This window comes from Marinagarivorans sp. (assembly GCF_982758155.1).
In genome coordinates this window covers 1-13144 of sequence record NZ_CEXWTU010000137.1, presented here as the reverse complement: position 1 = coordinate 13144, position 13144 = coordinate 1, and the positions used below count along the sequence as shown (strand labels likewise).

The window sequence follows — 13144 nt, the reverse complement described above, 5'->3', positions numbered from 1 at the left end:
TACACTCTTTAACGAGGTCGAATATAAGCGTGCAACTCAATCTAGACAGTTTAAACATATAAGCTCTTGAGGCGACTGCTACAGGGCTATTTTGACCATATGGCCACTCAGGAAATAAAGACGTCTGTTGTTACGGATGCGCTAGTACCGCTGAGCCATGTCAAAAATGAGACCGCTCGAAAGTTGACCAGCTATTCTGGGGTGGTGACAGTGACCCGGAATAGCTATGGCCAACGACAGCAATCAAGTCGACGCCCTCTCGATAAACAGTTAAACCTTCCCCCAGATCAATATTCAGATGGCATGAGGAATAAAAGGCTCCTTTATGACGCAATCGAGTCGATTGATAGTACAACTGGTGGGCACGCTCCAAAACGATAAAGTTTACAATTAGTGCGCGATGTGGCGAAAGATTTTGAGGCTTATTACCAGCAACAAACCCAGGGCTGACTAGTGATAATTAGGCAGATGGTATATTTATCGCTCTACACCTGCTAACAAAATACTACACTGGCTTACTATCGTTAATGTAGAGATGATACTTTGAAATACCTGATCCCTTCCCTCGCGCTTCAACTAATTGCTTACTCAAGTATCGCAATAAGCGTTGCCTCATGCAGCCAGAAACCTGTAAATAATCGGCCCCCTATTTTTGATGCATCGCAGGCGTTTTTTGAGCAGCGCTATCAAGATATTTCAACCTCCCTCAAATCAAGAGACAACCTTTACCCGAAAGAGCAATATTATTTAGCGCTTAGCTATATTCACCTTAAAGAACAAACACATTATGCTGATGCCCTAAGTCTTTTTGAGCAAGCAGTAAATGCTGGTATTACAGATGCAGCATGGGAACTTGCACAAATTTATGAAAATGGCACAGCCACTGATATAAATCTACTCAAAGCATTGGATTGGTATCGCATTCATAACTCTATGAGCCGCCCTGCAAGCAACACTGGCGTTCAGTACTATGATGAGCAAGGCAAAGCTATATCTTCCGCCAAAATGGCTGAGAAGTTAAAATCTCATGCACGCGACGGCGATGTTGATGCTCAAATGCAACTCGCGAAGCAGCATTACGAAGGCAGCCACTTGAGTAACGACCTCTCCCAAGCACTCTATTGGTATGAAGCAGCGGCAAAAAAAGGTAATCAACACGCGGCACTTATATCCGGTTACTTTTATTGCCGAGGCATTGGCACCCAGAAATCATCAAGTAAGGCCAACGACTGGCTAAATATATTTAATAATACTCTTAACTGTAATTAACCCGACAAAAGGAAATGATCCTGGATTTAGCGACTTAAAGCCATCATATATGTCGCGTGCTGCATATATATTAAACATATCTTATCCCTTACTTACTGCCTTGTTATATGGGTATAGGATTGGATATCGAGACTGAATTGTTTAATGAATCGCTTCGGTCTCGCGCCCTTTTTTCATCATTTTAATTGAAGATATTTAGCAAAACTATCGAGTTCCTATTTTGGAGCACACTATCGAGACCTTCATATCCTCCTCAATCATTAAGCAAAAAAAACCGCAGTAAGAACTGCGGTTTCAATTTTTTAAAATAGAATGAGATTCAACGGGCTTTTTATTAGCTCATAAAAATTAGTTTTTTAAACATCCAAGTTAGAAACATTCAACGCATTGGTTTCGATAAACTCACGGCGTGGTTCAACATGGTCGCCCATTAAGCAGGTGAATATTTGATCCGCACCGATTGCGTCTTCAATAGTTACTTGCAGCATGCGGCGGCATTCTGGGTCCATCGTGGTTTCCCACAACTGCTCGGGGTTCATCTCACCCAGACCTTTATAGCGCTGGATGTTATACCCACGCTTAGACTCAGCCATAATCCACTCTAGCGCCTCTTTAAAGTTAGATACGGGTTGCTTGCGCTCACCACGGCTAACATAAGCAGACTCTTCTAATAGACCGTTTAAAAGCTCACCTAGATTTAGCATGTTTTTGTAATCAGGCGATTCAAAAAACTCTATACCAAAGCGAGTATCTTCCGCTAAACCATGCGCCATTGTATTCAATACAGGGATAAAGATATTACGCTCTTTATCTTCTTGCACTGTTAGGTCGTAGGTGTGCGTTTTACTGGCGGCATTAATAGGAACTAGGCCTTCTTGAATTGTTGCTACCCAAGCTTCCACTAGCGCAGAGTCACTTAATTCCTCGGCTGTTATTGGCTTGGAATGTACTAATAACTCGAGGATTTCCTGTGGGTAAACTCTGGTTAACCTGTCGATAACTTTCATTGTTTTACGGAATTCAGCAACAAGGTTCTCTAACTGCGCTCCCGGTACTGCTGGTGTGCCTTCTGCAACGTGAAGTTCAACAGATTCAATCGCTGCGTTTGTTAAGAATTGCTCGAGTGCAGCTTCATCTTTTAAGTATTGCTCTTGCTTACCTTTACTGATTTTGTACAGAGGTGGCTGTGCAATAAAGACATGCCCGCGCTCTACAAGCTCACGCATTTGACGGAAGAAAAATGTTAATAACAATGTTCGGATGTGTGAACCATCCACGTCGGCATCCGTCATGATGATGATGCTGTGGTAACGCAGCTTATCGGGGTTGAACTCCTGCGTACCAATACCACAACCTAGTGCTGTAATCAGGGTACCGACTTCAGCTGACGAGATCATTTTATCGAAACGGGCTTTTTCAACGTTAAGAATTTTACCTTTCAACGGCAGGATAGCTTGGGTTCTACGGTCGCGACCTTGTTTGGCACTACCGCCCGCAGAGTCCCCTTCCACTAAGTATATTTCAGACAGGCTTGGATCTTTCTCTTGGCAGTCTGCAAGCTTACCCGGTAAGCCAGCAATATCGAGCACACCTTTACGACGAGTAAGGTCGCGTGCACGCTTTGCAGCCTCACGCGCACGCGCCGCTTCCATCATCTTTCCTACAATTAGCTTAGCTTCTTGTGGGTTTTCTAATAAAAATTCGTTAAATGCCGCGCCCATCTCTTGCTCTACAGCGGTTTTCACTTCGCTGGAAACAAGCTTATCTTTAGTCTGTGATGAGAATTTAGGATCAGGAACCTTTACCGATACAATCGCGGTTAGGCCTTCACGGGCATCATCACCAGTAGTAGATACCTTCTCTTTCTTGGCGAAGCCTTCTGACTCTATATAGCTATTCAAACAGCGTGTTAATGCACTACGGAAACCCGCTAAGTGAGTACCGCCATCGCGCTGTGGAATATTGTTGGTATAACAGAAGATATTCTCTGTAAAAGTATCGTTCCACTGCAAAGCCACTTCAACTACAACACCGTCGTCATGCTCTTTGGTGAAGTGAACAACTTTGTTAATGGTGGACTTATTTTGGTTTAAATAGTCGACAAAAGCATTCAAACCGCCTTCATATTCAAATGCTTCTTCCTTACCGGTACGTTCATCGTGTAACACAATGCGTACACCAGAGTTAAGGAACGATAGCTCACGAAGGCGTTTTGCGAGTATTTCGTAGTGGTATTCAATGTTGTTGAACGTCTGATCAGAAGGCTTGAAGTAGATCTTCGTGCCCTGCTGTTCAGTTTCACCAATAACTTCCAACGGTTTTGTTGGAACACCATGGTGATAGGTTTGCTCAAAGACCTTACCTTGACGACGAATGGTTAAACGTAGAGTCTCGGATAATGCGTTTACAACAGACACACCCACACCGTGCAAGCCGCCAGAGACTTTATAGGTGTTATCGTCAAACTTACCACCAGCATGCAGTACCGTCATAATAACTTCTGCAGCGGATACGCCCTCTTCGTGCATCTCTGTAGGGATGCCACGACCGTTATCGGAAACACTAATGGCATCATCTGGGTGAATAACGACACGAATTTCTGAACAATGCCCTGCTAGCGCCTCATCGATAGAGTTATCGACAACCTCAAACACCAGATGGTGTAAGCCTGTGCCGTCATCTGTATCGCCAATATACATACCGGGGCGCTTGCGCACGGCATCAAGTCCTTTAAGGACTTTAATACTGGACGAATCGTAATCTTGTTGCTCTGCCATGATGGCGTTCTCCCTCAGGTGTTAGGGGTTACACTCGTTAATCTCGCCATGTTTCACGTGAAACACCTTGCAAGGTTTATTATTCATTTTATTCTGTAGCCGAACCATATCTTCAGCATATATACCTGTGACAAAAACCTGTGTATTCAAGTCTTGTAACCAGTTCGCTAAACATTCTATATGCTGTTGATCTAACTCAGCCGGTAAATCATCAATAAGCAATACACTGGGCTTCTCCATTATTTGCTGAAATATTTGTAATTCCGCAAACATAAAGGCTGCTACCAGTGACTTTTGCTGTCCTCTTGATAGGATTTCAGCCGCAGGCTGCTTATTAATTAAAACTTTTAATTCACTTTTATGAGCACCGAAAGTGGTATAGCCGTACTTTCGATCTTTAGTATAACTATCCGTTAGGACATCACTTAACGTCTGCCCTTCTGCCCAGCCCCGTTGATATTGAATATCTATCCGATATTCAGCAGGTAAGTTGATATCTGGAATAAGACTCTCAACCTTCTGTAAGAACGGCTGTAGGCACTCTTGCCTTAACGTATCAATACTTATCGCTAAACGGTTTAACTCTATATCCCACGGTGCAAGCTCGTAACCGCTTATTTTATCACGTCGCAGCAGGCTATTGCGCTGCTTTACAGCCTTTGTGTAATCTCGCCATAAAACACTAAACTCATGTTTCACGTGAAACACCAACCAATCAAACATTCCTCGGCGAACCTTACTAGGGCCATCAAGTAAATCGAAAGACTTAGAGTTGATAACCAGCAAAGGGAGTAACGACGCTAAACTCGCAGAAGAATAAATCGGTGAACCATCAATCTTAAAGCTGGACTGCCCGCGATGAGGCCTAAGTACGCCAACCCGACTTGATAGACCCGACGGCTGAGCCACCTCAGCAAAGACAGACATATGAGGTTCTTCATGTTGAATAAGCTGGCGATAATTAACTGTTCGAAATGAACGACCATGCGCTAATAGGCTGATAGCCTCTAATAAAGAGGTTTTACCCGATCCGTTTTCGCCATAGAAGAAATTGAACCCTTCCGATAACTCTAGCTCCACACTGCTCAGGTTTCTAACACCATGGATCTTCAATTGAGTTATGGGCATTGGCAGGTATTACTATAAGGAGGTGCTACCAAGGCTGCGCAAAACAGCAACTTACAAACGAAGCCTTGATAGTAGATATGACAATTAACCGTTAAGTGCTTGATAACTTAAAGGCGCATAGGCATAACAACGTACACCGAGTCTGTGTTTTCTGGATCTTCTATCAGTACGCTACTGTTCGTATCCGACAAAGTCATTTTCATTTGAGCGGAATCAATAACGCTAGAAACGTCTTGTAAATAGCTGACGTTAAAGCCAACTTCAAGATCACCACCTTCGTACTCAACAGTAATCTGCTCTTCGGCTTCTTCTTGCTCTGGATTGTTCGCAGTAACCGTTAGCATGCCGCTGGTAAGCACAAAGCGAACACCTCGGTACTTTTCGTTGGCTAGAATAGCGGTACGGGTAAAAGCCTGACGTAAGGCTTCGCGCTCACCCATAACAATTTTATCGCCATTGCGAGGCAGTACACGTTCGTAATCTGGGAACTTACCGTCTACTAGCTTAGAGGTGAAGGTGAAATCGGCTGTATGCGCACGAATATGTGTAGCACCCAATACTAATTGAACACTGCCATCAGGGTCGGTCAATAAACGAGAAAGCTCAACAACACCCTTTCTCGGTAAAATGGCTTGCTTCACATCATCGTATTCAACGTTAACCGCACGGGTACACATCGCTAAACGGTGACCATCAGTAGCCACTGCACGTAAAGAACCGCTGCGTAACTCCCACAACATACCGTTAAGGTAGTAGCGAACATCTTGCTGAGCCATAGCAAAGCCAGTGCGCTCGATTAAGCGTTTAATCTCTTTTTGCTGTGTATTGAAGACAAGATCATCTGCACCCGGTTCTACCGCTGGGAATTCGCTGGCAGGTAAAGTACTCAGGTTAAAGCGGCTCTTGCCACAAAATACATTCACCTTTTGATCTTCTAGAGTGAAGTCAATGGTAGATCCTTCGGGTAAATTCTTACATATATCTAAGAATTTTTTAGCCGGTACGGTGATCTCACCGGTTTCGGCAACCTGCTCTACTTTAACGCGACCAACAATTTCCACTTCTAAGTCTGTGCCAGTTAATGACAGGTGATCATCTTCTAACACCAATAAGACGTTGGCTAATACAGGCATTGTTTGACGGCGCTCTACAACCCCCGCGACTAACTGCAAAGGTTTTAACAGGGCATCACGTGCGATAGAAAATTGCATGATGAGATCTCTTTAAAGGTTTAATTCTGTAGTTTGATGGCTTAGGTTGTGAGTGTGCGCAATAAGTTTTTCACATCTTCAGCGATGTCCGCATTTTCTTCCAATAGCTCTTTAATCTTACGACAAGCATGTAACACTGTTGTGTGATCGCGACCACCAAAGCTCTCGCCAATTTCGGGCAAGCTGTGATTAGTTAGATCTTTAGCCAAATACATTGCAACTTGGCGAGGCCGAGCCACTGAGCGACTACGCCGCTTTGAATGTAAATCGGATATTTTTATTTTGTAATACTCAGCAACAACGCGCTGAATATTATCGATACTCACCAAACGATCCTGAAGCGCTAAGAGGTCCTTAAGGGCTTCTCTTACAAGGTCAATACTGATGGGCCTTGCCGTGAACTGGGCGTGAGCAATAACCCGTTTAAGGGTGCCCTCAAGTTCACGTACGTTAGATCGAATACGCTGAGCAATAAAGAAAGCCGCATCGTTCGGCAATAGCATTTGCGCCTGATCTGCTTTGGTCTTAAGGATGGCCACTCGTGTTTCTAGTTCTGGCGGCTCAATGGCGACCGTAAGCCCCCATCCAAAGCGCGATTTCAAACGCTCTTCTAAGCCGTTAATTTCTTTGGGGTAGCGATCACAAGTGAGAATGATTTGCTGACCGCCTTCCAACAATGCATTAAAGGTGTGGAAGAACTCTTCCTGCGACCGCTCTTTACCCGCAAAGAACTGAATATCATCAATTAAAAGAGCATCAACAGACCTGTAATAGCGCTTGAAGTCGTTAATCGCATTTAACTGTAGTGCTTTAACCATATCGGCCACAAAGCGCTCTGAGTGTAAATACACGACCTTTGCATTAGGCTTGCGTTGTAACAAGGCATTACCAACAGCGTGCATCAAATGCGTTTTACCTAAACCAACACCACCATAAATAAAGAGCGGGTTGTAAGAGCCACCGGGGTTTTCGGCAACCTGAGTAGCAGCAGCCAGACCCAACTGGTTAGACTTACCTTCAACAAAGCTTTTAAACGTAAAGCCGGTATTCAAATGGCTTCGATGCGCTAAACCGCCTTCAATATCTTGTTTTTCGAGGCGCTTACCCACCGTTTGTGGGTGCGGGGTGTCGTTACGTAAACCGTGACCAAAGTGGCCGCCCCCCATATGGTTCCCCATACTGCCCTGCAATGGCAACTGATAGGGCTCTACATTTATATGCGGCTCTTCGCTTACTGTAATGGGCGCCGCGGCGTTTAGGCCATAACTAGGATCATTATTCAATGTGAGTCTTTCAGCGCTAGGCTCAAACTGGCTACCAGCGCTGGGCTCGTAAGGCTGAGTGTAGCCTGGTGCTGGACTTTGAACATCGCCACCAAATCGAGGTTGAGCATCGGCAGAGCGAGTATCTGAACGCTGCTGCGCACCGTCCCGACGAAAATGTGATGCGGCTTGTCGACGAGGAGCCACTTTAAGCGTGACAGGACATTGACCGTTGCCATTCATTTGAGCAGCAATTTCTTCGATACGCCGTAAGTACTTATCGTTCACCCAATCCAATACAAATCGATTCGGCGCTAGTAAGCTCAAACCAGCGCTCTGCTCAACTGGTTCAACACTTAGCGGGCGAATCCATGTATTAAATAGTTGTGCTGACAGCTCTCCTTCGAGTTGCTGGCTACACTTTTCCCAAATGGAATTGGACAATGATAATCTCCGGTTCTTACAGGTAAAGGAATAGCAAAACCTTGACCTATTTGCGGTATTTTCACGCTTTATATTTAGAGTATGCGATGACAAATCTGTATACTTTTCATCCAACTCTATAAAGTAAAACAAAACGTTTTATACGAAAGATAAGGGATGAGGTTATACAGAAAGCGGTACTGAAAATGGGCGCAAAGTTTAACGCTTAGGCACTAAGTTATCCACATATTTGTGAGTATTTATGTGGTAAAAATGCGTACTCTCGCACTTAAAATTACCAGACCCCTTGCAGCGCTAAGCCCACAAAGGTTATGGATAAAGTATTTTCCTGTTTATTAAAATAAAGCTCACCCCTTAAAATTGTTAATAACTCTGTACATAAGCCTTGGGTAACCTGTAAGAAATAGGTGTAAACACTACATGTTGTGGACAAAATCAAACTGAGCCACTACAAAAAACATAAGAACGTCACTGTTGCTTTTATGAGCAAAAATCTGTATTATCCGCCGACTTTTTGCGACCCTGTCGCTTTGTAAACACCGAATTAACACGCATTCAGGTATTAGAATCATGAAAAGAACATTCCAACCCAGCGTCATCAAACGCAAACGCACTCACGGTTTCCGTGCACGTATGGCTACTAAAGCAGGTCGCGCAATTATTACTCGCCGTCGTGCCAAAGGCCGTAAGCAACTCGCGGCTTAATTTAGCGCTTGTCGGGGTGTTCGGCATATTCGTGTAAAGAGATGTATTCTTCTACTCAATCAGCTCCTCATGAGCAACGTACAAACACCCCACCCTCCCCTTCTTTTATTTTCACGAAAAAGCAGCGTTTACTCAATAAACACGACTTTACCCCCGTTTTTGATAACGCACCTATTCGCGCATCGAATCAACACCTACTTATTTTATCTCGCCTAAATGCCGATAATCACACCCAGGCTCGATTGGGTCTCGTTATCGCCAAAAAGCATGTACGGCGCGCGCATGAACGCAACAGAATAAAGCGCTTTGCCCGCGAGACGTTTCGCTTGCAACAGCACAATCTCCCCCCAATAGATGCTATAGTGCTCGCCCGCAAAGGGGCCGATACCCTAACGAATCAGCAACTTCAACAAGCATTTAATGGCTTATGGAAACGCATCATCAAGCGCGCAGCTCAGCTTGCACCTTAAAGCGTAAACCTTGGCATACGATGGTGGTTCTACCATTGTTGTGGTTAATGCTGATAATCGTTAAAGGCTACCGCTATTGTATTAGCCCCTTGCTCGGACAAAATTGTCGTTTTTACCCTAGCTGCTCTGCATACGCTGAAGAAGCATTGACTCTCCACGGGTTGATTAAGGGAAGCTGGTTAAGTGCGAAACGCATTGGTTGCTGTCATCCTTGGCACACCGGTGGCTACGACCCAGTTCCCCAACCCCCAAAAACTCCCAAACCTTAATGGCTTAACTCAAGATGAAAATGGATTGGCTACGCACCTCGATCATTGGTGGCATTCTCGTTGTTACCTTTTTATTGATTATTCGCTGGAACGAATTTCAAGAGCGCAAAATTAGCGCCTTGAATCTCCAGCCTACTTCAGTCAGTGAATCTGTCACTGCTGCAGATGCTCAGGCAGAACAGGTCAGTGAATTTGATATTCAAACGCTGCCACAAACAACTGCGGCAGTCGCGACAGTAACAGCGCCTGAAAAATTAATTCAGATTAATACCGATACCTTACAGATCGCCATCAACCCTGTGGGTGGTGATATTGTAAAAGTTGGGCTACTGAAGTTTAACGATAAGTTAGTGACGGGCGACGAAAAAACAGAGCCGTTCATCCTGTTAGATCAAACCGCAGGCACAACCTATATTGCACGCAGTGGTCTAGCCGGTATCAATGGAACAGACAGCAAATCAAGCCGGCCAACTTTTATCAGTGCCAACAAGCGTTACAACATGGGCGCAGCTGATACATTAGATGTAGACCTCAACTATCAACAAGGTGATGTAAAAATAACCAAACGCTTTAGCTTTTCTCGCGGCAGTTATTTGGTCAATTTACAATACATCATCAACAATCAGTCAGTCACACCTTGGCAAGCCAGCTTGGTCGGAAGTATTAAACGCAGCTCCTATAACCCAGTCATTGCACCGGGTGTTGGTATGTCTCCCTTTTTAGGCGCAGCAACGACCACAGAAGAAACCAATTACGATAAATATTCGTTTGATGATATTGCAGACCAATCCTTTAAGCACACCAAACAAGGTGGCTGGATCGCAATGATTCAACATTATTTTATGAGCGCTTGGATTCCTGATAGCAACACACAAAACACCTATACATTACGTAAAGCTAAAAATAGCGACATGTACTTTTTTAGCTTTGCAAGCGAACCAACTGTTGTCGCAGCAGGACAAACTGAAGCCATTAACGCTCAATTTTATGCTGGCCCTAAAGATGTGAGCGAGCTAGAAAAAATTGCACCGCATTTAGAGCTCACCGTAGATTACGGCTTTTTATGGATGATAGCTAAACCACTTTTCGCAGGCTTAGATTTTATTCATGGCATTGTGGGTAACTGGGGTATCGCAATTATAATTCTCACCTTTTTAATTAAGGTGTTGTTTTTCTACCCATCTGCAATCAGTTATCGCAGCATGGCTAAAATGCGTAAAGTGCAGCCAAAAATGCAAGCACTTAAAGATACCTACGGTGAAGACCGCCAGCGTATGTCGCAAGAATTAATGAAGCTTTATAAAACAGAAAAGGTAAACCCCGTCGCCGGTTGTTTACCCATGCTGTTACAAATGCCTGTATTTATCGCTTTATACTGGGCACTAATGGAAAGTGTTGAACTTCGCCACGCTTCATTTTTATGGCTTCACGACCTTAGCGTAAAAGATCCCTTCTTTGTTTTACCTTTAGTCATGGGCTTAACCATGTGGATTCAACAGAGTTTAAACCCAACACCTCCAGACCCGATGCAAGCTAAATTAATGCAATGGATGCCTGTATTTTTTACCGGTTTATTTATGTTCTTCCCTGCGGGTCTCGTCGTTTACTGGGTTGTTAACAATACATTGTCTATTATCCAGCAATACGTAATTACCAAACAAATTGAAAACCAAAAGTAATTGTAACTATTCAGGTGGGCTCGAAATAATACTCACCCAAAAGGCGAATTGATTATTTTTTGGGTATTCAAGCGTCAGGAACGCTTGCATAGCGCCCAAGGATGGCTTGAGCGGCCCAAAAAAGGATCAGTTTGCCGGCCTATTTGTACACTGCTGAATAGTTACAAGTAATTAATAACATGAAGGACTCTTTATGAATGACACCATCACCGCTGTCGCTACTGCACCAGGCCGCGGCGGCGTTGGTGTTGTTCGTATCTCCGGCCCCAAAGCACTCGCTATTGGGCAGGCAATTACCGCAAGTACACTTAAACCTCGCCACGCACACTACCTACCCTTTCTCGACGCTAATCAACAAGCCATCGATCACGGCATCGCAATTTTCTTTAAAGCCCCGAATTCTTTTACCGGTGAAGATGTTGTAGAGCTTCAAGGCCATGGTGGGCCTATCATTTTAGATATGCTGCTAGAACAAATAACCGAACAAGGCGGGCGACTAGCCAGGCCCGGTGAATTTAGCGAGCGCGCATTCTTAAACGACAAACTCGATTTAGCCCAAGCCGAAGCCATAGCCGACCTTATAGATGCAAGTTCCAGGGCTGCTGCCAAACAAGCCGTCAATTCATTACAAGGCGAGTTCTCGCTTGCGATCAATACCTTGGTCGAAGAATTAATTGCGCTTCGGTTATATGTCGAGGCCGCAATCGATTTTCCAGAAGAAGAAATAGACTTCCTCACCGATGGACACGTCACCCAGCAACTCGACAAAATAGCGCTAACGCTACAAGGCGTTCTTTATAAAGCAGAGCAAGGCGTCATTTTACGTGAAGGAATGAAAGTCGTTATCGCCGGCCGGCCTAACGCCGGTAAATCGAGCTTACTTAATCGCCTTGCCGAAAGAGATATCGCAATTGTTACAGATATTGCCGGTACAACGCGCGATGTACTCCGTGAACACATCCACATTGACGGAATGCCTTTACACATTACCGATACGGCAGGTTTACGTGATAGCGATGATATTGTCGAAAAGATGGGGATTAGTCGCGCCTGGGAAGAAATCGATAAAGCCGACCGTATCATTCTATTAATCGATGCTACCGATAGCGAACAGCGCAACACCAAAGCTCACTGGCCAGAGTTCTTTAACAACACCGACTATAGAAAAAAACTGACTGTCATCTACAACAAAAGCGACCAAATAAACGATATTCCTCAAGATCCAGCACAGGGTATTTGGTTATCCGCTAAGACTGGAGACGGTATTCTTGATTTGAAGGAAAATCTCAAAAGCATTATGGGCTTCCAAGGTACAACCGAAGGTGGCTTTAGCGCCCGACGTCGCCATATTGATGCACTCAAACAAGCACAGCAATACCTTGAGAATGGCGCCTTTCAGTTACACCACCACGCCGCAGGTGAGCTTCTTGCTGAAGACCTTCGTCTAGCGCAAGATCACCTTAGCGAAATTACAGGCCGCTTTACCCCCGATGAACTACTAGGGCGCATCTTTAGTAGCTTCTGTATCGGTAAGTAACCCCTCTTTCAATAGCCCTCCTTCCTTAGGGACGAGGAACAAGGAAAAAAGCATTATCCAATAATGCTTGTTTTCAACGTCTTCATCTTAGTTTCTCAAAGCGTTACATCCCCAAATAACCGCTCCCCGACAATATTCTCCAGTAGTACCTAATAATGAGCTTCCAGCCCCGGTGCGTTACTCAAAGAACCCGCTTCCCCATCAATGCTATTAACTTAAGCGCCGAGGAAAAAATACTTTACCCAATAATACTTGCCTCCTACTTCCTCAACTGCGTTGCCCAAAGCGTTACATGCCTCGGTAACTGCTCCATGCGTTACCCTAATGACCTATATCCATATAGGCCCCGGCATGCGCCCCTTCGAGCGCCTTGCTGAGAAAACAGGCGCCTTC

The 13144-nt window shown here is 44.6% G+C and carries 10 protein-coding genes; 6 read left to right on the top strand and 4 right to left on the bottom strand.

The window, feature by feature from the left end:
• Window positions 1-543: 543 nt before the first annotated feature.
• The gene (locus tag AC3A8L_RS14000; protein WP_487962888.1) at window positions 544-1269 is read left to right on the top strand and encodes a tetratricopeptide repeat protein; all 726 of its coding nucleotides are present in this window, start codon (window positions 544-546) and stop codon (window positions 1267-1269) included.
• A 356-nt stretch (window positions 1270-1625) separates the two neighbouring features.
• On the opposite strand, the gene gyrB is transcribed toward AC3A8L_RS14000, so the two are convergent.
• From gyrB to dnaA, 4 genes are all read right to left on the bottom strand, one after another.
• A complete protein-coding gene (gene gyrB / locus AC3A8L_RS13995; RefSeq protein ID WP_487962887.1) occupies window positions 1626-4046 on the bottom strand; it encodes a DNA topoisomerase (ATP-hydrolyzing) subunit B in 2421 nt (806 codons plus the stop codon).
• A gap of 21 nt (window positions 4047-4067) precedes the next feature.
• Complete coding sequence (gene recF / locus AC3A8L_RS13990) at window positions 4068-5174, bottom strand: DNA replication/repair protein RecF (RefSeq protein ID WP_487962886.1); 1107 nt, start codon at window positions 5172-5174, stop codon at window positions 4068-4070.
• A gap of 107 nt (window positions 5175-5281) precedes the next feature.
• Window positions 5282-6385, bottom strand: coding sequence for a DNA polymerase III subunit beta (gene dnaN / locus AC3A8L_RS13985; protein ID WP_487962885.1), 1104 nt, complete (start codon window positions 6383-6385; stop codon window positions 5282-5284).
• 41 nt (window positions 6386-6426) lie between these two features.
• Window positions 6427-8091, bottom strand: coding sequence for a chromosomal replication initiator protein DnaA (dnaA, locus tag AC3A8L_RS13980; RefSeq protein ID WP_487962884.1), 1665 nt, complete (start codon window positions 8089-8091; stop codon window positions 6427-6429).
• Window positions 8092-8661: 570 nt separating this feature from the next.
• Here dnaA and rpmH point away from each other — a divergent pair.
• The 5 genes from rpmH to mnmE all read left to right on the top strand — a co-directional run bounded on the left by rpmH (window position 8662) and on the right by mnmE (window position 12751).
• Complete coding sequence (gene rpmH / locus AC3A8L_RS13975) at window positions 8662-8796, top strand: 50S ribosomal protein L34 (protein WP_236985236.1); 135 nt, start codon at window positions 8662-8664, stop codon at window positions 8794-8796.
• A 41-nt stretch (window positions 8797-8837) separates the two neighbouring features.
• Window positions 8838-9266: a ribonuclease P protein component gene (gene rnpA, locus AC3A8L_RS13970; protein WP_487962883.1), complete on the top strand. Its 429-nt coding sequence runs from the start codon at window positions 8838-8840 to the stop codon at window positions 9264-9266.
• A complete protein-coding gene (yidD, locus tag AC3A8L_RS13965; protein WP_487962882.1) occupies window positions 9224-9535 on the top strand; it encodes a membrane protein insertion efficiency factor YidD in 312 nt (103 codons plus the stop codon). Before rnpA ends, yidD begins: the two co-directional genes overlap by 43 nt.
• Window positions 9536-9555: 20 nt before the next feature.
• Window positions 9556-11214, top strand: coding sequence for a membrane protein insertase YidC (gene yidC, locus AC3A8L_RS13960; protein ID WP_487962881.1), 1659 nt, complete (start codon window positions 9556-9558; stop codon window positions 11212-11214).
• Window positions 11215-11407: 193 nt separating this feature from the next.
• Entirely contained in the window at window positions 11408-12751 is a 1344-nt protein-coding gene (gene mnmE / locus AC3A8L_RS13955) for a tRNA uridine-5-carboxymethylaminomethyl(34) synthesis GTPase MnmE (protein WP_487962880.1), read from the top strand.
• Window positions 12752-13144: the final 393 nt, after the last annotated feature.